The organism is Epibacterium sp. ABV4_022 (assembly GCF_056159345.1).
In genome coordinates this window covers 1959390-1977752 of the sequence record NZ_JBSWVA010000001.1, presented here as the reverse complement: position 1 = coordinate 1977752, position 18363 = coordinate 1959390, and the positions used below count along the sequence as shown (strand labels likewise).

The 18363-nt window shown below is 62.2% G+C and carries 18 protein-coding genes; 7 read left to right on the top strand and 11 right to left on the bottom strand.

Annotated features, from left to right (window positions below; all coding sequences use genetic code 11):
* The first annotated feature begins 16 nt into the window (after positions 1 to 16).
* The gene (locus ACXAF5_RS09340) at positions 17 to 496 is read left to right on the top strand and encodes an SspB family protein (RefSeq protein ID WP_239359092.1); all 480 of its coding nucleotides are present in this window, start codon (positions 17 to 19) and stop codon (positions 494 to 496) included.
* 109 nt (positions 497 to 605) lie between these two features.
* Here ACXAF5_RS09340 and ACXAF5_RS09335 read toward each other — a convergent pair whose 3' ends face one another.
* Positions 606 to 1148: a hypothetical protein gene (locus ACXAF5_RS09335; RefSeq protein WP_474946389.1), complete on the bottom strand. Its 543-nt coding sequence runs from the start codon at positions 1146 to 1148 to the stop codon at positions 606 to 608.
* A gap of 287 nt (positions 1149 to 1435) precedes the next feature.
* Here ACXAF5_RS09335 and fumC point away from each other — a divergent pair, with 287 nt between their 5' ends.
* From fumC to ACXAF5_RS09315, 4 genes are all read left to right on the top strand, one after another.
* On the top strand, positions 1436 to 2833 hold the full coding sequence (fumC, locus tag ACXAF5_RS09330; RefSeq protein ID WP_474946388.1) for a class II fumarate hydratase: 1398 nt from the start codon (positions 1436 to 1438) through the stop codon (positions 2831 to 2833).
* A complete protein-coding gene (locus ACXAF5_RS09325) occupies positions 2833 to 3009 on the top strand; it encodes a DUF4169 family protein (protein ID WP_474946387.1) in 177 nt (58 codons plus the stop codon). The genes fumC and ACXAF5_RS09325 overlap by 1 nt, the downstream gene beginning before the upstream one ends.
* 196 nt (positions 3010 to 3205) lie before the next feature.
* Entirely contained in the window at positions 3206 to 4300 is a 1095-nt protein-coding gene (locus tag ACXAF5_RS09320; RefSeq protein WP_474946386.1) for a Hint domain-containing protein, read from the top strand.
* A gap of 3 nt (positions 4301 to 4303) precedes the next feature.
* Positions 4304 to 4534 carry a ribbon-helix-helix domain-containing protein gene (locus ACXAF5_RS09315; RefSeq protein ID WP_239321691.1) on the top strand — a complete coding sequence of 77 codons (231 nt, stop codon included), beginning with the start codon at positions 4304 to 4306 and terminating at the stop codon, positions 4532 to 4534.
* On the opposite strand, the gene ACXAF5_RS09310 is transcribed toward ACXAF5_RS09315, so the two are convergent.
* From ACXAF5_RS09310 to ACXAF5_RS09300, 3 genes are all read right to left on the bottom strand, one after another.
* A complete protein-coding gene (locus ACXAF5_RS09310) occupies positions 4531 to 5889 on the bottom strand; it encodes a cytochrome P450 (RefSeq protein WP_474946385.1) in 1359 nt (452 codons plus the stop codon). The genes ACXAF5_RS09315 and ACXAF5_RS09310 overlap by 4 nt on opposite strands.
* A complete protein-coding gene (locus ACXAF5_RS09305) occupies positions 5886 to 7133 on the bottom strand; it encodes a hypothetical protein (RefSeq protein ID WP_474946384.1) in 1248 nt (415 codons plus the stop codon). Before ACXAF5_RS09305 ends, ACXAF5_RS09310 begins: the two co-directional genes overlap by 4 nt.
* 80 nt (positions 7134 to 7213) lie before the next feature.
* Positions 7214 to 7966: a cytochrome c biogenesis CcdA family protein gene (locus ACXAF5_RS09300; RefSeq protein ID WP_474947821.1), complete on the bottom strand. Its 753-nt coding sequence runs from the start codon at positions 7964 to 7966 to the stop codon at positions 7214 to 7216.
* A gap of 94 nt (positions 7967 to 8060) precedes the next feature.
* On the opposite strand from ACXAF5_RS09300, the gene ACXAF5_RS09295 reads away from it, so the two are divergent.
* Positions 8061 to 8297 (top strand): sulfurtransferase TusA family protein, encoded by a 237-nt coding sequence (locus ACXAF5_RS09295; protein ID WP_474946383.1) that lies wholly within the window; start codon positions 8061 to 8063, stop codon positions 8295 to 8297.
* 107 nt (positions 8298 to 8404) lie between these two features.
* Here the strand turns inward: ACXAF5_RS09295 and ACXAF5_RS09290 are convergent, their stop codons facing one another.
* The 7 genes from ACXAF5_RS09290 to purC all read right to left on the bottom strand — a co-directional run bounded on the left by ACXAF5_RS09290 (position 8405) and on the right by purC (position 17513).
* Positions 8405 to 11260 carry an Rne/Rng family ribonuclease gene (locus tag ACXAF5_RS09290; RefSeq protein ID WP_474946382.1) on the bottom strand — a complete coding sequence of 952 codons (2856 nt, stop codon included), beginning with the start codon at positions 11258 to 11260 and terminating at the stop codon, positions 8405 to 8407.
* Positions 11261 to 11856: 596 nt separating this feature from the next.
* The gene (locus tag ACXAF5_RS09285; protein ID WP_474946381.1) at positions 11857 to 12546 is read right to left on the bottom strand and encodes an HAD family hydrolase; all 690 of its coding nucleotides are present in this window, start codon (positions 12544 to 12546) and stop codon (positions 11857 to 11859) included.
* Positions 12546 to 13883 (bottom strand): sigma-54-dependent transcriptional regulator, encoded by a 1338-nt coding sequence (locus tag ACXAF5_RS09280; protein WP_474946380.1) that lies wholly within the window; start codon positions 13881 to 13883, stop codon positions 12546 to 12548. The genes ACXAF5_RS09285 and ACXAF5_RS09280 overlap by 1 nt, the downstream gene beginning before the upstream one ends.
* A 24-nt stretch (positions 13884 to 13907) precedes the next feature.
* Entirely contained in the window at positions 13908 to 15710 is a 1803-nt protein-coding gene (locus tag ACXAF5_RS09275) for an ATP-binding protein (protein WP_239321708.1), read from the bottom strand.
* Positions 15711 to 15746: 36 nt separating this feature from the next.
* Positions 15747 to 16415: a phosphoribosylformylglycinamidine synthase subunit PurQ gene (gene purQ / locus ACXAF5_RS09270; protein WP_474946379.1), complete on the bottom strand. Its 669-nt coding sequence runs from the start codon at positions 16413 to 16415 to the stop codon at positions 15747 to 15749.
* Entirely contained in the window at positions 16415 to 16645 is a 231-nt protein-coding gene (gene purS / locus ACXAF5_RS09265; protein WP_474946378.1) for a phosphoribosylformylglycinamidine synthase subunit PurS, read from the bottom strand. The genes purQ and purS overlap by 1 nt, the downstream gene beginning before the upstream one ends.
* Positions 16646 to 16751: 106 nt before the next feature.
* On the bottom strand, positions 16752 to 17513 hold the full coding sequence (gene purC / locus ACXAF5_RS09260; protein ID WP_239322038.1) for a phosphoribosylaminoimidazolesuccinocarboxamide synthase: 762 nt from the start codon (positions 17511 to 17513) through the stop codon (positions 16752 to 16754).
* Positions 17514 to 17969: 456 nt separating this feature from the next.
* Between purC and ACXAF5_RS09255 the strand changes: the two genes are divergently transcribed.
* On the top strand, positions 17970 to 18287 hold the full coding sequence (locus tag ACXAF5_RS09255) for a DUF1476 domain-containing protein (RefSeq protein WP_239321712.1): 318 nt from the start codon (positions 17970 to 17972) through the stop codon (positions 18285 to 18287).
* Positions 18288 to 18363 lie beyond the last annotated feature (76 nt).

Genomic DNA, 18363 nt, shown 5'->3' with positions numbered 1-18363 from the left:
AACAAAGGGTGAGACGATGTCCCGTCAGATCGATTATGGAAACCTGATGCATCGTGCCATGCGGGGCCTGATCCGCAATGTCCTCGATGACGTTGCCGCCAACGGGTTGCCGGGGGCTCATCACTTCTTCATCACCTTCGACACCTCGCATCCGGATGCCGAACTGGCAGACTGGCTGTCGGACCGCTACCCGGGCGAGATGACGGTGGTCATGCAGCACTGGTTCGACAATCTCGACGTGGGCGAAGAAGGGTTTGCGGTGACGCTGAATTTCGGCGATGCGCCGGAGCCGCTTTATATCCCCTATGACGCGATCAAGACGTTTGTCGATCCGTCGGTGGAATTCGGGCTGCGGTTTGAAAGTGCCGGCGAGGACGATGACGAGGACTTGCCGCCGCTGGAAGTGGCCAGCGACCTGCCCGATGATGAGGAGGAAGACGTGTCCGACACCAAGAAGGATGCCGATGTGGTCTCCCTCGACAGTTTTCGCAAATAGTCAGGGTCGAGGCGCCGCCCCCGCGCGCGCCGCCTTATGAAAGCAAAACGGCGCCCGGCCAGAGGCCGCGGCGCCGTTTTGAATGACGGTCGGATCACCGCGCGCCGGGTTATTCGCGGGTCAGGAAGGTCGAGACCGTGCGCGATGGCAGGCCGTTGCGGTGCAGCGAGAAATCCAGCCTCAAGCCCCCATCTGCAAGGGTGCGGTCATATTGCTGCATCAGGTAGTCGCCGTTTTCTGCCACATAGAGCGAGAACACGGTAAGCGTATCATCAATCACCCGCGCCCAGACAAAGGGCTCGCCCTTCATCGGGTTCATCTGCACGGTGTGACCAAACACATTGGTCTTCATCGCCGCTGCAAACACGCCCCGCCGCTCGGTCGGCTGGAACTCGATTTCGTAGGACTTCGTCTTTTTGCGCCCGTCCGCCCGGCGGATCGCGGTGCTCCATTGCACTTCGAACCCATTGTAGGTTTCACCGATGGTGACGCTCATATCGCGTTGCTCGATCGACCCATCCAGTTGCTCGACCTCGGCATTGCCGGAATACTTGCCAACAAACCGCCGCAGGTCAGCGTTTGCATAGGCGGCCTGCGTTGCCAGCACCACCGCCGCAAGCATGGCAAGGCCCCACAGCAAGAGACGTGTCATGTCAGGCAGGGCCCTGGTGCGGCGGATGGTCATACTGTGCATATCGCGGGTTCGAGCTCCTGTTGAATGGCGGTCTGGCGACTCTCTTTTGATGTAATCTATGCATCTTGCCCAAACTGGCAATGGCACTTGCGGAATTGCGGCAGTATACCGACCTCTGAGGACCCGATGCTCCGGGCATCACCACGCAGAACAATTGCGTCAGGCGGCCAGCCCGGGTAAACGGCATACATCAGTATACCACTTGCATGCGCCAAGTGGCCGAACCAGCGACGGAGACAGACACGATGTCGAACACCCGCACCGAAACCGACAGCTTTGGCCCGCTTGAGGTCCCTTCCGACAAATACTGGGGGGCACAGACTCAGCGTTCGATCATGAACTTCCCGATCGGATGGGAAAAACAGCCCGTCGCCATCGTGCGCGCGCTTGGCGTGATCAAGAAAGCCTGCGCCATGGCCAACAAGGCCTCCGGCAAGCTGGACGCCAAAATCGGCGATGCGGTCATTCAGGCCGCCGGTGAGGTGATCGAAGGCAAGTTCGACGACAACTTCCCGCTGGTGGTCTGGCAGACTGGGTCCGGCACCCAGTCCAACATGAACTCCAACGAGGTGATCGCCAACCGTGCGATCGAGATCCTCGGCGGCGTGATCGGATCCAAGGATCCGGTGCACCCAAACGACCACTGCAATATGGGTCAGTCCTCCAACGACACTTTCCCGACCGCAATGCACATCGCCACCGCGATGTCGGTGCGTGACGTGCTGGTGCCGGGCCTGACCAAACTGGCCGAAGGGCTCGAGGCCAAGGCGGAAGAGTTCAAGGACATTATCAAGATCGGCCGCACCCATACGCAGGACGCCACGCCGCTGACGCTGGGTCAGGAATTTGGCGGCTACGCGCATCAGATCCGTCAGGGTCTGGCCCGTGTCGAGGCGGCAATGCCCGGCATCTATGAACTGGCACAGGGCGGCACCGCGGTTGGCACCGGTCTCAACACCGTGGAAGGCTGGGGCGAGGAAGTCGCGGCAAACATGGCCGAAATCACCGGCCTGCCCTTTGTGACCGCGCCCAACAAGTTCGAATCCCTCGCCGCGCATGATGCGATGGTGTTCCTCTCCGGCGCCCTCGCGACCATCGCCGGCAGCTGCTACAAGATCGCCAACGACATTCGCTTCCTGGGCTCCGGCCCGCGCTCCGGTCTGGGCGAGTTGATCCTGCCGGAAAACGAACCCGGCTCCTCGATCATGCCGGGCAAGGTGAACCCGACCCAGGCCGAGGCGCTCACACAGGTGGCAGCTCATGTCATGGGCAACGACGCCGCGATCAAGTTCGCAGGCTCTCAGGGTCACTTTGAACTCAACGTCTATAACCCGATGATGTCCTATAACCTGCTGCAATCCATCCAGCTGTTGGGCGACGCGGCGGACAGCTTCACCGAGCGGATGCTGAACGGCATCCAGGCCAACGAGCCGCGCATCGACAAGCTGATGAAGGAAAGCCTGATGCTGGTGACCGCCTTGGCCCCCACCATCGGCTATGACAACGCCACCACCGTTGCCAAGACCGCGCATAAGAACGGCACCACCCTGAAGGAAGAGGCGATCAAGCTCGGCTTTGTGGACGAGGAGACCTTTGACAAGGTGGTCCGCCCCGAGCAGATGATCGGCCCCAAGGCCAAGTGATGGCAAAGCCGGTCAACCTGAACCGGTTTCGGAAAGAAAAAGCGCGGGCCGAGAAAAAGGCCCGCGCGGATCAGAACGCTGTGAAATTCGGGCGCAGCAAAGCCGAAAAGGCCCGCGACAAGGCGGAACAGAGCCGCGACCAGGCCCGACAGGACGGCCATAAACTGGACGACTAAGCGTGCATCGCCACAGGGGACCACAGCCTGACCGCTTTGCGTCTCTGCAACACCGCCTGCCGTTTCCCGCCGGAGTCGGTGCGGATTGTTCATCCTTTCTTTACCTTTGGCCCGATCACACGCATAATCTCTTCGCAAGAGGCCCCAAGGCCCACTCACTGTCGAGCAGCATCGGTTCCACGGAGGCATCACAGGCATGCCCACATTTACCTACTTCGTCTACACGGCGGATGCGCTGGATTTTTCCGGCGGCACTGTGCGTCTGGACCCGAACTATGACACCGAAGAAGACCGCCGCGTCGTCACTCTGCAAGACAATGACGCCACCCTCGACGGGGATTTCACCAATGACGAAACCGGCGCCGACGGCAACCAGCGCGGCACCGTGTATGAGAGCGATGGCACCACCCTCGCCAATGTCGACGGCAGCTTTGTCTTCAACGACCGCATCTATGCCGAAAGCCAGCTGACGCTGACCGGCGACGACGGCAGTGAGATCCAGGTCTATGTGCTTGAAAGCGGAGGTGATTTCGTCGGCTACCTGCCGAGCGCCCCGCTGCTGCGCGATGTGGATTACAGCTATACCAGCCACAATGTCATCAATGATGACGAGCTGACCGGCTACTATCGCTATATCTATCCGCAATATGTCGGTGAGGATGCCACCGATCCGGGCGAATATTCCGAAATCGAAGGCGCCGTCGTGGTGTGTTTCACACCCAATTCGCAGGTCACCACCCCCAAGGGCCCCCAGCGCATCCGGACGCTCCAGGTGGGGGATTACGTGCTGACACGTGATCGCGGCTACCAGCCGATCCGCTGGATCCACCGCCGCACCCTGTCGCGCCCCATGATCGCGGATCAGCCCCATCTGGCCCCCATCGTGTTTGAACGAAATGCGCTCGGGCCCGGCTGCCCGCAGCGACGGATGAAGGTCTCGCCACAGCACCGCATGCTGATCGAGAGCCACATGAGCGCATTGCTCTTTGCCGATAGCGCCATTCTCGCCCCCGCAAAGGGGTTGGTGAACGGGCGTTCCGTCTATCAGGATCAGAGCGGGGCGCCGGTGACCTATGTGCATCTGCTGTTCGATCAGCACGAGGTGATCGAGGTCGACGGGCTGTTTTCAGAGAGCTACCATCCCGGCGAATGGGTCCTGAGCGCGGCGGAGGACGCGGTGCGCCAAGAACTGTTCCAGATCTTTCCCGAACTGGCGACCGATCTGCGCGCCTACGGGCCAACCTGCTACCCTGCGGTGAGCGTGCGCGAAGCCCGTTTGCTGCGGGCCTGACCCATGATTGGCGAGCGCCCGAAGAAACGCTCTTTGACCCTGCGCGGGCACCGCACCTCGGTCTCGCTGGAGGATGCGTTCTGGGCTGAATTCCGACGCCTTGCCGCAACAGAGGGGCGCGCCATCAATGAACTGGCGGCCGACATCGACGAACAGCGCGGCACAGATTGCGGTCTGGCCTCTGCTATTCGCCTCTATGTGCTCATGGCGCTCAAGGCCGAGGCTGACAGCTAACGCTCTGTGAGGCGCAGCCAGATCCCATTACGCGAGCGCACTGTCAGATGGGCCACGGGCTGCGGGTCACGCCCCTCCACGCGCTCAACGCGAAAACGGTGCAGCAGCTGGGCGAGGATCAAAACGCCCTCAACCATCGCAAATCCCGCACCTGTACAGACCCGCGCCCCCGCTGAGAATGGCATATAGGCGCTACGCGCGCAGGTCTTGCCATTCTCGGTCTGCCAGCGACCGGGATCAAAGTCATCCGGTCGCTCCCACAGCCGTTCGTGCCGGTGCAGGTGCCACGGGCTCAGCACCATTTGCGATCCTTTTGGCACCTCACGGTCGCGGAACCTCTCCGGGCATTGCGCCTCACGCACCATCATCGGCACCGGCGGATAGAGGCGCAGTGTCTCGCGAAACACATCCCGCGTCAGGCGCAACCGGGACACCGCCGCAAAATCCCCAGTGCCGTGTTCCGCGACCTCTGTCGCCAGCTTGTCCTGCCACTCTGGATAAAGCGCCATCAAATAAAGCGCCCACCCCAGCGCCGACGCACTGGTTTCATGCCCCGCCAAGAAGAAGATCGCCACCTGATCAACCATTTCCTCGGCGTCAAAGCCAACGCCCGTGTCCGGGTCACGCGTCGTCATGATCTTGGTGGCGAGATCATCAGGGGCGGTTCCGGCCTCAATCTCGGCCAGACGCGTGTGTGTCAGATCAGAGATCAGGCGGCGGATGTGAGTGGCATTTGTGCGCGTCCCTTTGGGATAGAAACGCGGCATCCAGCGCGGCACGGGCACAAACGCCGCAAGGTTCAGGATCGGTTGCGCCTGTTGATAGGCGCGAAAGCGCGCAAAGACCTCAGAGGCCACCTCATGTTCGATGGGGATGGAAAACAGGGTGCGAAAGATCACATCCGCTGCGATATGCGAGGTCTCGGCCTCAAACTCCAGCGGGGTGCCATCCGCGCGCGGCACCAGGCGCGCGACACCTGCCTCGGCTGCCGCATGCATCGCGGGAAACGTCTCGCGCAGCCGCCCGCCCTCGAATGCCGGATCAATGATGCGACGCTGCCGTTTCCATGTTTCGCCATTGGTCAGAAAGACGGAGTTGCCCAAAAGCGGCCTCAGCCCCTCGCCCACGCGATCGGATTTTGGGAAATCATCCGGGCGCTGCTTTAACAGGACATCCAGAAGCTCCGGCTGGTTCACCAGAAAGGAGCGAAAGAACGGTGTGCGAAACTCAGCCATCCATGCGCGATAGAGCCGCTGCGGCTGGGCTGACAGGATATCGGCGCGAAACAGCTTCAGATACCGCCAGAGCGAGACCCTGTCCGGACGCGCCGGGGGTTTGGGGGGCAACCTGCTCATCGTTCACTCATGGTGCGATACCCACTCACAGGGTCAGCCAGTCGTGACCGAGAATGCCCCCGGTCTCGCAACCTCTCACCAAGGGTCAAAGGTCCGGCGGTAATACGAAAATAGTCGTAATCCTTGGGCTGGTCGAATGCGCAGAGATATTGGAAGTGCAGCCGAAAATAGCGCCGTTTCAATGCCTTCCAACGCGCGGGACTGAGCGTCTGGGTGAAGGCGGCAGAAAACACGATAGGCCAACGCTGCGCCTGTGTTGCAACGCCCGTCACCGCAACAGGATCACAAAGTGCAAAGGCACAGCCGTCGCCGGGGGCGGTGATATCATACCACGGGATTAACTCCTGCTCTGACATCTCTTGCAGATCCCGGCGCAGGCGTGCGGCACGCGGCAGGAAGGACACCATCGGCACCACTTGCCCCAGCGTGAGGAAACTCAGGGCGGGGCGTTCCTTCGGCAGGCCCGCGTGCAGAAGATCCGCCAGCACAGAGACGCCAATATGCGCCCCCGACGAATGCCCCACAACCAGAACCTCATCCACCGCGTTCTCTTCCAGTGCGGTGCGAATGGCAGCGGTGAACGCCTGCATGCGCGCCCCAAGCTCCGCCGGAACAGCGCCGCGCTGGCCCGCAGAATAGGCGTAGTCATGCATCAGATAATAAACGAAGAACTTATTGTCGCGGGATTTGAACGCCATCAAAAGCGCCACAGCCGCCCCTGCGCCTGCGATGATCTGCGCGGTGCGCAGTATCCATTCTGGCAGCGCAATAAGGCTCGCCAACGCCCCGATGCCCCATGCCACCCCGACCCCGAGCAGCGCCGCAAGTCCAGCCTGAAGCAGCAAAATCACCACCGGATAAAGCGCGGCGATTACCGGTCCTTTGCGCAAATGCATCAGTCGCCACAAGGCACCGGAGCCGATGTAGATCCAGGCCGTACGCAGAAGTTGCCAATAGGTGGCAACAATCGAGCTGTTCATGCTGTGTTTGACGAGGTCCGACCAGACCAGAACCTCCATATCCGTCTCGACCCGCGCCCCCTCAATCTCGGCCGAGACATGCCAGCCAAATGGCACCCCGGTCGTCTTGGGGCTGAGCGACAGCGCATAGCCGGAAATCTGCGCCTGTTCTGCGCCTTCGCTGCGATAAAGCTCGCGGTACCGGCGCGGGTGGAACGGATCATAGCCCGGAATGTAGAACACCCGACGCCGGCGCACCGGTCTTGTGCTGGAGTTGCTGCTCATGCCCGATCTTCTTGCCCCGATCTTTTGACCATGAGCCTAGCGCAGCTTTGCGTGTAGCGTAAGACGGTGCGTGCAGCGGATCAGCCGAGCGTGGCAAGCGCAGGAAAGGTCTCCAGCAGCCAGAAGGAGAAGCTGGTGAACAATCCCGTCACCAGCATAAATCCAACAAGCAACAGCAACCCGCCCATCAGTTTTTCGATCAGCCCCATGTGGCGTTTGATCCGGTTCATCAGCACCATGGAGCGGTTGAGGAACACCGCCGCCAGCAGAAACGGCACCCCAAGCCCCAGCGCATAGACGCCGAGCAGGATCGTCCCCCGGCTGACCGAGGCCTCGGAGGCCGCCAGCGACAGGATCGCGCCGAGTTGCGGACCGATACAGGGCGTCCAGCCAAAGGCAAAAGCCAGCCCCAGCACATAGGCACCAAGCGCAGAACCGCCGGATTCCCCGGTCTCCATCCGGGCCTCACGATCAAGGAGCGGGATACGGAACACCGACAGGAAATGCAGCCCGAACACGATCACAACGACGCCCGAGGCTTTGGCGAAAAGCTCCTGATTTTGCAGCACAAATGCGCCAAAGGCCGAGGCCGTGAAGCCGAGGAGCAGGAACACCGTCGACAGCCCCATGACAAAGAACACCGCCGCCAGAGTCGCCTTGCGCCGCGCCGCCGCCGTGCCCTGGATCTCGCCAATGGTAACACCGCTCATATAGGCCAGATACGGCGGCACGATCGGCAGCACGCAGGGGCTCAGAAAGCTGATGATGCCCCCGACAAGGGCCACGAACATGGCGGGCAAAAGGCTCGCGTCGATGATCTCGATTCCAAACATATCGCCTGCATAGTCGAAGCCATTCGCGGCGTCACCTGCACGGCTTGTCACATCCTTGTGGACAGGCTGTAACACGCGGCTTATCTCGGAAGGCATGACAGATTTTGACGCCACGCTGGACGCCATCGGCCTCCTCTGCCCGCTGCCCGTTTTAAAAGCCCGCAAACGCCTGGAGCCCCTTGCAAAGGGGGGGGTCTTGCGCATTCTGGCCGATGATCCGGCAGCGATCGTCGATGTGCCGCATTTCTGCACCGAGGCCGGACATGGGTTTCTGGGCATGGAAGACGCCGGGGAGCACCAGATCTATCTGATCCGCAAGGGCGCAGACTGACACGGGCTTGTTCCCCTGACGCAGATCCATGTCCGCGCCGCTCTGCGATCCCAGAAATGAAAAAGGCGACCCGCTGAGGGCCGCCTTTTGTTTTTTGTCCTCTGGTCTTAGCGACCGACCGACCACCAGCCGCGCCGCTTGGGCTTTGCAGGCTGTTCCGGCTCGGACTCTGCGGCCACAAGCTCCGGCTCGGGTTCGGGCTCTGGCGCGCTCTCCTCGGTCGCGGCCTCTTCGACAGGGGCGTCAACAGGGGCATCTTCCGTCGGTTGCGCCGCAGCAGGAGCCTCCTCGCCGGTCGCCTCGGGTTCAGACGCCGCCTGTTCCGCTTCTGGCTGAGGCGTGTCAGCCTCTGCCTCAGCGACGACGGGCGCGGCATCTTCCGCCGCCGGTGCGGGGGCTGCCTCGGGGGTATCGGCTGCCGGCGCATCCACATCGGAGGCTTCCGTGACCACATCGGCAGCGGCCTCGACCGCGGCGGGTTCTGCACCCGCTTCAGCCGTTTCGGAAGCGTCGCTTTCGGCGGGGGTTTCCGCCTCTGTCACCTGCTCCGTATCCGCCTTTTTGCGCGAGCGGCTGCGGGTGCGGGTCCGGGTTCTCTTTTTCTTAGGCTCCGCCTCAGCGTCGCCCTCAGCCTCGGCTGCCGGCTCTGCGCTGGCGTCAGCCTTCGCCTCTGCGTCCTGAGCGGTCTCGGCCTCTTTGGTTTCCTCAGACGCCGCAGCCTCGGACGCGGTATTGCCACCGTTGTCCTGACCGTTCTCACCATTGCCGGACTTCTTGCGGCGACGGCGACGACGCTTGCGCTTGGGTTTGCTTTCGCCTTCGGTCTCCTCGACCTCAACGGGGGCCGGAGCCTCCTCGACGACCTCTTCGGCAACCTCTTCCACCGCGTCGATCTGATCCATGATGGAGGCGTCGACCGACACCACCGGGCTGGTCACCGCGGGAATGGCGCGCGAGGCGGTCTTGAACTTCTCAAGCGAGAAATCGGGGCTGACCAGCGTCACATCGCCTTCGATACGCACCGACAGACCATAGCGCGCCTCGATCTGCGCGATATGCTCGCGCTTCTGGTTCATCAGGTAGTTGGCGATGTCCACCGGGCATTTCACCAGCACCTCGCGAGAGCGACGGCGGGTGCCCTCTTCCTCGATCTGGCGCAGGATCGACAGCGCCATGCTGTCATCCGACCGGATCAGGCCAGTGCCATGGCAATGTGGGCACGGCGCGGTGGTTGCCTCGATCATGCCGGGGCGCAGACGCTGACGCGACATTTCCAGCAGACCAAAGCCGGAGATGCGTCCCACCTGAATGCGGGCACGGTCGGTCTTCAGCTTGTCTTTCAGCTTTTTCTCGACGGCGGCGTTGTTCTTGCGCTCGTCCATATCGATGAAGTCGATGACGATCAGACCGGCAAGGTCGCGCAGACGCAGCTGGCGCGCCACCTCTTCGGCGGCCTCCAGGTTGGTCTTGAGCGCGGTTTCCTCGATCGAGGCTTCCTTGGTTGCCCGGCCGGAGTTCACGTCGATCGCCACCAGCGCTTCGGTCACGCCGATCACGATATAGCCACCGGATTTCAGCTGCACGGTCGGGTTGAACATGCCGCCGAGGTAGCTCTCGACCTGATAGCGCGCAAAGAGCGGCAGCTGATCCTGGTAGTTTTTCACGTTCTTGGCATGGGACGGCATGATCATCTTCATGAAGTCCTTGGCAATGCGGTAGCCGCGTTCGCCCTCGACCAGAACCTCGTCGATCTCGCGGTTATACAGATCGCGGATCGAGCGTTTGATCAGGTCGCCTTCTTCGTAGATCTTCGCCGGTGCGATGGATTTCAGCGTCAGTTCGCGGATCTGCTCCCACATGCGCTGCAGGTATTCATAGTCGCGCTTGATCTCCGCCTTGGTGCGTTTTGCCCCGGCGGTGCGCACGATGAGGCCCGCGCCGGTCGGCACGTCCAGTTCCGCCGCGATGTCCTTCAGCTTCTTGCGGTCCGCCGCATTGGTGATCTTGCGGGAAATGCCGCCACCGCGCGCGGTGTTGGGCATCAGCACGCAATAGCGACCGGCCAGCGACAGATAGGTGGTCAGCGCCGCACCCTTGTTGCCGCGCTCTTCCTTGACGACCTGCACCAGCAGGACCTGACGCACCTTGATGACTTCCTGGATCTTGTAGCGCTTCGGACGCGGCTTGCGCGGCGGGCGAATGTCTTCCTGGTCATCGTCGTCGGCCACCGACTCGATGCTGTCATCCTTGTCGGCCGCGTCAGAGGCTTTGTCCTCGGTCGCGTCGTCCTTGGCCGCCTGCGCCGTGTCGTCATCCTGGACGTCCTCAGCGGGCGCGGCCTCTGCGGATACGCCTTCGTCAGCGGTATCATCGACGTCAGCCTCGGCCGCCGGGGCGGTCTCGGCGCCGTCGTCCCCCTTGGGCTCCTCCACCGGGGTTTCGGCGACGGTTTCCATCGGCGAGGTCGCTTCCGGAACCTCGGCGAGATCGACCTCTTCCTCGGTCAGGTCGATGGTCTCCATGCCGGAGATTTCGCCATTGGCCGCGGCAACGTCCTTGGTTTCCACCGCATCCGATGTCTTGGCCTTCTCGGCGCGGGTCTTGCTGCGCGAGCGCGTGCGTTTCTTGGGCTTGGGGTCTTCGTCTTCCTCGTCCCGTGCGCGCTGTGCCTCGGCATAGGCGCGCTCCTCCTCCATCAGGGCCTCACGGTCCGCAACGGGGATCTGGTAGTAGTCCGGGTGAATTTCGGAAAACGCAAGGAAACCGTGGCGGTTGCCGCCATAGTCCACAAATGCCGCCTGCAACGACGGTTCGACGCGGGTTACCTTTGCGAGGTAGATATTGCCAGCAAGCTGGCGTTTGTTTTCAGACTCAAAGTCAAATTCCTCAACTTTGTTTCCATCCACCACCACAACGCGGGTTTCTTCCGCGTGGGTGGCGTCGATCAGCATTTTCTTCGCCATTAGTCCTTGGATTGCACCATGCCAGCACAGGCCGCCGCCGGTCGGGGCGCATGGGACGCGGGGCGATTGCCCCTGATCCCGCGCCGGGTCCGGGTGGACGTGCATGTTGTGGGTGGTGTCTTGTCAGGGCGATTTTCGACTGCGTGGCGGACCAGGGAGTGCACAAAAGGGATTTCCGGCATAAGTGCGGAAAACCTGTCTCTGTGCTCAATAGTCTCGCGCGCGTCATCGCGGTTCTTCTCCGACAGGTGGGAGTATCCCGATCCCTGCCCGTTATTTCCTCTTTGATCTGACCGAGGTTCGGCCGCGTCAAAGCAGGCACTCTTCTGCCTCGCAATCTGCGAGACGATCTGGTCTGTCACCCCTGCCCCGGCTTTGGCCGGTCGGACATGAGGACAGAAAATCTCATGTGGGAACACCGTCAGATGCAGTGTTCGTACAGTCAGCATAAGGCCTGTGGATAGGAAATGACAATGGTCATTCTGCGCCGGGGCCGTCGCGAACGATATTTTCCAGTCATGCCCGCAAATATCCAAGGCAAGATTAACAGGCGCGCCCAATCCGACATTTTGACGCGAAAAGCCCGCAAACAGGCGTCACTCTGCCGGGCCGACCGTGCGGCGCGTCTGCTGAAAATGCGCCTGTGCGGTGGCCACCGCCTCCTTCAGCGTTGGCGCAAAGCGCTGCCCGACCGCGGGAAAGGCCCGCGCTACGGGCCGCAGGTCCGGGATCTGCACGGCGAAACACCCGGCCCGCGCCGCCGCGGTGATGCCAAGGTCGCTGTCCTCAAAGGCCGCACAGTGCCCCGGCGCCACCCCCAGCCGCTCGGCTCCTTGCACATAAGGGGCCGGATCGGGCTTGTTGGCCGGAACCTCATCGCCGCCGACCACCGCGCGAAAACAGGGCAACAGCCCCGCACGGTCCAGGTGATGACGCGCCTTGTCGCCCAAGGTCGAGGTCACAACCGCCATGGCGTGGCCGTCCGCATGCAGGGCCGCAAGGGTATCGGCGACTGTCGGCTTGACCGGTATCCCGCTCGCGAGGCGTTTCTGGCTGTGGTGTTGCCAGGCCTGATCGAGCGCCTCAAAATCGCGTTCGGGGCCGATGAACTCGCGCACCATCTGCTCGCCCTGCGCCTTGGCCGTGCCGATCAGCCCCATGAAAAAACTCTGCATCTCATGCGGATCGAGGCCGAATTCCGGCCCGCAATCGAGAAACGCATCCAGGGTGAGCTGCTCCGTATCAAGGAGCAGCCCGTCCATATCAAAGAGATACGCTGCCGGCATCAGCCGAGATAGTCGGAGCGTTGCAGGCCGTATTTCGCCATCTTTTCGTTCAATGTCCGGCGCGGCAGGCACAGCTCGTCCATCACCGACGCGATGGAGCCCTTGTGGCGACGCATGGTATTGTCGATCAGCATCCGTTCGAACGCTTCGACATATTCCTTGAGCGGCTTGCCCTCGGTTGTCATCACCGGCTGCATGTCTTCGTGATCGCTCATCAGAAGCGAGGCAATGGTGCCGGAGCCACGCCGCGATTGCAGCACCGCCCGTTCCGCCACGTTGATCAGTTGGCGCACGTTGCCCGGCCAGGGCGCCTGCAACAGCTGCGCGGCCTCCTGCGCGGTCACCTGTGGCGCGTCGCAGCCGTATTCCTCGGAGAATTGCTCCGACAGGCGGGTGAACAGCGTCAGGATATCCTCGCCACGCTGGCGCAGCGGCGGCACGGTGATCCGCAGCGCGGCCAGACGGTAAAAGAGATCGGCACGCAGCACATCCTCGCAGGTCTTGCCCGCCTCCTGCAGGTTGGAGATCGCGATGATGCGCGTCTCGCCCGGAATCCCCTGCTCGTTGATGAAGTTCAAAAGCTTGGCTTGCAGCGCTTCGCTCAGCGCCTCGACATCCTCCAGCACCAGCGTGCCGCCGCGGGCTTCTTCCACGGCCGGGAGCATGCTGTCTTCGGGCTGCATCGGGCCAAACAGGCGTTTGGCGAGCGCGTCTTCTTCCAGCGCGGCACAGGACACCAGCACGAATTTCTTGCCCGCCCGGCTGCCCACCGCATGCAGCGCATGGGCCACCAAAGTCTTGCCGGTGCCGGTCTCGCCGTCGATCAGCACATGGCCGTCGGCCTGGCCCAGATCGAGGATATCCTCGCGCAGGCGATCCATCACCGGGCTGGTGCCGATCAGTTTCTTCATGATCTGGCCGCCGTCGGACAGTTCGCGGCGCAATGCGCGGGTGTCGAGCGTCAGACGACGCGCGCCGGTGGCGCGCTTGGCCAGCTCCGACATGCGATCCGGGTTGAAGGGTTTTTCGAGGAAATCGAAGGCGCCGACGCGCATCGCCTCGACCGCCATCGGCACATCGCCGTGGCCGGTAATCATGATCACCGGCAGGGAGCTGTCCGATCCCATCAGTTTCTTCAGGAACTGCATCCCGTCCATGCCGGGCATCTTGATGTCGGAGATCACGATACCGGGATAATCCGGCCCCAGCTGCTTCAGCGCGTCCTCGGCGCTGGCAAAGGTTTCAGTGTCATAGCCAGACAAAGCCAGCCACTGGCTGATCGACTGACGCATGTCCTGCTCGTCATCCACAATCGCAATTTTCATGGCCTGTGCCATAAGTTGCCCTCCAGGTCGTGCCGCCTACTCGGCGGCCTCGATGCCGTCCACAAGGATCGGCAGTTGCATTTCAAACACCGCGCCGCCCGCCTCGGAATTGCGGGCCGTGAGGCGACCGCCAAGGTCGTTCACGATCCCCGAAGAGATAGCAAGCCCAAGACCAACGCCGTCGCCGGGTTGCTTGGTTGTATAGAACGGTTCGAACAGGCTGTCGAAGTCCTGAATGCCGTCGCCGTTATCCCGCACGGTCAGTGTCGCGGTTTCCCCTGCGGCAAGGATAATCTCCACCTCGGGTTCATCGACGGATTTGGTGGCATCCAGCGCATTGCGCAAGAGGTTCACCATCACCTGTTCCAGCCGCATCCGGTCCGCCATGACATAGACCGGCTGTTCCGGAAGTATACGGGTAATTTTCACATGGCGCTGACGCAGTTGCGGCTCCATCATCGACAGGGAGGACGCCAACGCATCGCCCATGTTTACAGGGCTGAACGCATCCCCGCCCTTGCGCGCATAGGATTTAAGCTGCCGGGTGATCGCGCCCATCCGCTCGATCAGGTCGTCGATGCGGCCAAAGGAGGACAGCGCCTCGTCCGGCCGGTTGCGCTGCAACAGCAGCCGCGCCCCGGCGAGGTATGTTTTCATCGCCGCCAGCGGCTGGTTGAGTTCATGGCTGACAGCGGCGGACATCTCGCCCAGGGCGGCCAGTTTGGAGCTTTGCGCAAGGCTCTGTTCAGCCACCGCAAGCGTCTCCTGCACCCGTTCGCGTTCGGCGATTTCCCGCTGGAGCCGGGTGTTCAACACGCGAAGCTCCGCCGACTCGCGCTGGAACAATGCCATCCTGAGCGCGGTCTTACGGCTCAGCGCGTAGAAGGCCAGCGCCAGCAGGATCGCAAAGCCCATGATTTCGAGGGCAATGACGGCGTTCACCTGCTCCCGGATCGAATCATAGGTGGTGTAGGACATCATGCGCCAGCCCTGAAACGGCACCCGCGTCTCCAGCCGCATCACCGCCTCGCCCTGCAGGTAGACATCCGTCGGCAGCGCGGTCCAATCCGCAGTGGCCCGGATCGCCCGCTGGATCGCGCCTTCGGGGGTTTGTTCCTTCAGCGCCTCAGCCTCGGACAGGCCCCGCCAGCGCGCCTCGGTGGCGAGTACCACGGTGCCGGTGCTGTCGGCGACCATCACCGCATCGGAAATCCCCGCCCAGGCGCGCTCGAACTTCTGCAGGTCGACCTCGACCATGATGACACCCAGCGTGCCGCTGCTGTCGACAAGACGGCGCGAGTAGGTGAACAGATAGCCCCGCACCTCGCGCGGGATCACCGAAAACACCGTGGAGTTCGAACGGATCGCTTCGACGAAATAGGGCGCGTTGCGATAGACCTCGCCGAGACGAATGCGATCCGTGGCCGCCACCGTGCGCCCGTCCCGATCCATCAGCGTGATCGACGCCGCGCCGATCTCCTCGACAAAGGAGATCAAGCGTTGCGTGGACAGCGAGAAATCCTGGCTTTGCAGGGCGGAGATCAGGGCCTGATCGCGCGACAACAGCTGCGGCACGATCGCATGGCGGCGCAGTTCGCTGACGAGGTTGCCGGAATAGAGTGCAAGCCGCAGTTCGGCGCGGTTGCGGGTGGCCTCGGTAAAGCTGTGGGTCAGGGTGGTATTGGTGAACCAGACCGTGCCCCCGGCAATCGCCATGAACACAACCAGCGCCACGCGCACGCGCCACGATATGGTGCGCGAGCGCGACACATGACGCTTGGCAGGGCGCTCGGAGGGCGCCCGCGTCTTCTGTTCAGTGGGCTCTTCGGGGGCAGTCATGACGTAACAGTAGGTTTACCGCCCCGAAGGCTCAAGTCAGGCGTCCGTCAGCAGACCGGACAATGCGCGGAACATCGCCGCACCATCGGTGCCGCCGTGGCCTTCGTCCGCCGCCCGTTCCGGGTGGGGCATCATGCCAAGCACACGGCGGTTTTCCGACAGGATACCCGCAATATCGGCGACAGAGCCGTTGGGATTGTCCACATAGGTAAAGGCGATGCGATCCTGATCCTTCAGCGCCTGCACGGTGGCCTCATCGGCGTAGTAGTTGCCGTCGTGATGCGCGATCGGAACACCGATCACATCACCGGCATTGTAGCCCTGGGTAAAGGCACTGTCAGAGGTCGCAACGGTCAGGTCCACGGTCTTGCAGATGTACTTCAGCCCCGCATTGCGCAACAGCGCCCCCGGCAGCACGCCGGTCTCGGTCAGGATCTGGAAGCCGTTGCAGACACCCAGCGCATAGCCGCCGCGTTCGGCGTGATCGACCACCGCCTTGCAGATCGGCGACTGCGCCGCGATCGCACCGCAGCGCAGGTAGTCCCCATAGGAAAAGCCACCGGGAACGCCGACGATGTCCACGCCTTCGGGCAGTTGGCTGTCCTTGTGCCACACCATTGAAACGTCGAAACCGGACTGTTCGAAGGCCACGGCAAGGTCACGGTCGCAGTTGGAACCGGGAAAAACGACGACGACAGCCTTCATCACTGGATCTCGACGCTGTAGGATTCGATCACGGTGTTGGCGAGCAGCTTTTCGCACATCTCGGTCACATCGGCCTCGCTGGCACCCTCGGCCAATTCCAGATCAATGACCTTGCCCTGACGCACGCCTTCGACCTTGTCAAAGCCAAGCGCGCCAAGCGCGTGACGAACGGCCTCTCCTTGCGGATCGAGAACCCCGTTCTTCAGCATCACATGCACCCGTGCTTTCATCGCGTCTTTCCTCAAGTTCCTGCGGGCGGGAGCATCAGCGCCCTGCCCTGTTGCGCTATTGAAAAACCCGCAAGACCGGCGGAGCAGACCTTGCGGGCGAAATTTCTCAGTTCACCAGCTGGGGCTTGCCCGGCGCTGGCGGATTGTTCGGCATGACACCCAGACGGCGGGCGACCTCAGTATAGGCATCCGTCAGGCTGCCAAGGTCGCGGCGGAACACGTCCTTGTCCAGCTTCTGCCCGGTTTTGATGTCCCACAGGCGGCAGCTGTCGGGGCTGATCTCATCGGCGATCACCAAGCGCTGGAAATCACCGTCGTAGATGCGGCCGATCTCGATCTTGAAGTCGACGAGGCGAATGCCGACGGCCAGCATCACGCCGGACATGAAATCATTGACCCGCAGCGCCAGGCTCAGGATGTCGTCCATGTCCTGCTGGCTGGCCCAGCCAAAGGCCGCGATATGCTCTTCGGTGACCAGCGGATCCCCAAGCGCATCGTCCTTGTAGCAATATTCCACGATCGGACGCGGCAGCTGCGCGCCTTCCTCAAGACCAAGCCGTTTGCACAGCGATCCGGCCGCATAGTTGCGCACGATCACCTCGAGCGGGATGATCTCGCAGGAGCGCACCAGCTGTTCGCGCATGTTGAGGCGTTTCAGGAAATGCGTCGGCACGCCGATCTGGCCCAGCCCCAGCATGAAGAACTCGCTCAGGATGTTGTTCAGGACACCCTTGCCCTCGATCACGTCGTGCTTTTCGGCGTTGAAGGCCGTGGCGTCATCCTTGAAGTACTGGACGATGGTGCCCGGTTCGGGACCTTCATAGAGGGTTTTTGCCTTGCCTTCGTAAATCTTCTTGCGCCGCGCCATGGAGAGCCTTTCGGTATGGACCACCGGGAATCTGCCCCGATCCGTAGCGCTCTCATAGTGCAAGGGGGACGGTCCCGCAAGCGTGGCGCCGATCCCGCCCGCCTGCCCGGCGGGCAAAGGGCCGCTGCGGATCTGACGTTGCGTTAAATATACGCAATTCCGCGCCTCTGCGCCATTTCGCGCCCTGTTGCGCCCTTCGCGTTGACGCTTTGTTCAAGAACGGGCGTTAGTTTGGGTGTTAACCGAATACGGACGTCCACGGATGTCCGGCCTCCCGTGGTGGGACCCGGGGACCGCGGTTTCAGTGCACAGAATGGCACGCCGCACCCTGACACAGATTGTGAAATCGGAATGCAGTGCGATGTGCTACCATGAACCTCCGGGGCAGGTCCGGCAGCGGCACGGCCCCGACCCGCAGGATCGACCGCATCACCACTTTGGGAGGGAGGAGCCGACGTGACGACCTTTGATGACCGCGAGAAGGCATTCGAAAACAAATTCGCGCATGACGCCGAACTGAGGTTCAAGGCAGAAGCGCGCCGCAACAAGCTGCTGGGCTTTTGGGCCGCAGATCTGTTGGGGCACCGAGACGAAGCGGCAGAAGCCTATGCCCAGACCGTCATCCTGGCGGACCTGGAATTGCCCGGCGACAGCGATGTGCTGGACAAATTGGCCCGCGATCTGGATGGCCGGGTCACCCGTGACGTGATCCGCGACAAGATGGCGGACTGCATGCGTCAGGCGGTGGAAGAAATCTCCGCTCAGACCTCCTGATCCCGACGGCTGCCGACCGGAGTTTCCCGGCACATCCGTCTGATAATGACCTCGTGTCGACCGCGCGCCGCCTGTT

What these genes read in the sequence shown, in the direction of transcription:
- ACXAF5_RS09340 (WP_239359092.1), top strand. Translation starts at nt 17, where the DNA reads ATGTCCCGTCAGATCGATTATGGAAACCTGATGCATCGTGCCATGCGG.
- ACXAF5_RS09335 (WP_474946389.1), bottom strand. Translation starts at nt 1,148, where the DNA reads ATGACACGTCTCTTGCTGTGGGGCCTTGCCATGCTTGCGGCGGTGGTG.
- fumC (WP_474946388.1), top strand. Translation starts at nt 1,436, where the DNA reads ATGTCGAACACCCGCACCGAAACCGACAGCTTTGGCCCGCTTGAGGTC.
- ACXAF5_RS09325 (WP_474946387.1), top strand. Translation starts at nt 2,833, where the DNA reads ATGGCAAAGCCGGTCAACCTGAACCGGTTTCGGAAAGAAAAAGCGCGG.
- ACXAF5_RS09320 (WP_474946386.1), top strand. Translation starts at nt 3,206, where the DNA reads ATGCCCACATTTACCTACTTCGTCTACACGGCGGATGCGCTGGATTTT.
- ACXAF5_RS09315 (WP_239321691.1), top strand. Translation starts at nt 4,304, where the DNA reads ATGATTGGCGAGCGCCCGAAGAAACGCTCTTTGACCCTGCGCGGGCAC.
- ACXAF5_RS09310 (WP_474946385.1), bottom strand. Translation starts at nt 5,889, where the DNA reads ATGAGCAGGTTGCCCCCCAAACCCCCGGCGCGTCCGGACAGGGTCTCG.
- ACXAF5_RS09305 (WP_474946384.1), bottom strand. Translation starts at nt 7,133, where the DNA reads ATGAGCAGCAACTCCAGCACAAGACCGGTGCGCCGGCGTCGGGTGTTC.
- ACXAF5_RS09300 (WP_474947821.1), bottom strand. Translation starts at nt 7,966, where the DNA reads ATGTTTGGAATCGAGATCATCGACGCGAGCCTTTTGCCCGCCATGTTC.
- ACXAF5_RS09295 (WP_474946383.1), top strand. Translation starts at nt 8,061, where the DNA reads ATGACAGATTTTGACGCCACGCTGGACGCCATCGGCCTCCTCTGCCCG.
- ACXAF5_RS09290 (WP_474946382.1), bottom strand. Translation starts at nt 11,260, where the DNA reads ATGGCGAAGAAAATGCTGATCGACGCCACCCACGCGGAAGAAACCCGC.
- ACXAF5_RS09285 (WP_474946381.1), bottom strand. Translation starts at nt 12,546, where the DNA reads ATGCCGGCAGCGTATCTCTTTGATATGGACGGGCTGCTCCTTGATACG.
- ACXAF5_RS09280 (WP_474946380.1), bottom strand. Translation starts at nt 13,883, where the DNA reads ATGGCACAGGCCATGAAAATTGCGATTGTGGATGACGAGCAGGACATG.
- ACXAF5_RS09275 (WP_239321708.1), bottom strand. Translation starts at nt 15,710, where the DNA reads ATGACTGCCCCCGAAGAGCCCACTGAACAGAAGACGCGGGCGCCCTCC.
- purQ (WP_474946379.1), bottom strand. Translation starts at nt 16,415, where the DNA reads ATGAAGGCTGTCGTCGTCGTTTTTCCCGGTTCCAACTGCGACCGTGAC.
- purS (WP_474946378.1), bottom strand. Translation starts at nt 16,645, where the DNA reads ATGAAAGCACGGGTGCATGTGATGCTGAAGAACGGGGTTCTCGATCCG.
- purC (WP_239322038.1), bottom strand. Translation starts at nt 17,513, where the DNA reads ATGGCGCGGCGCAAGAAGATTTACGAAGGCAAGGCAAAAACCCTCTAT.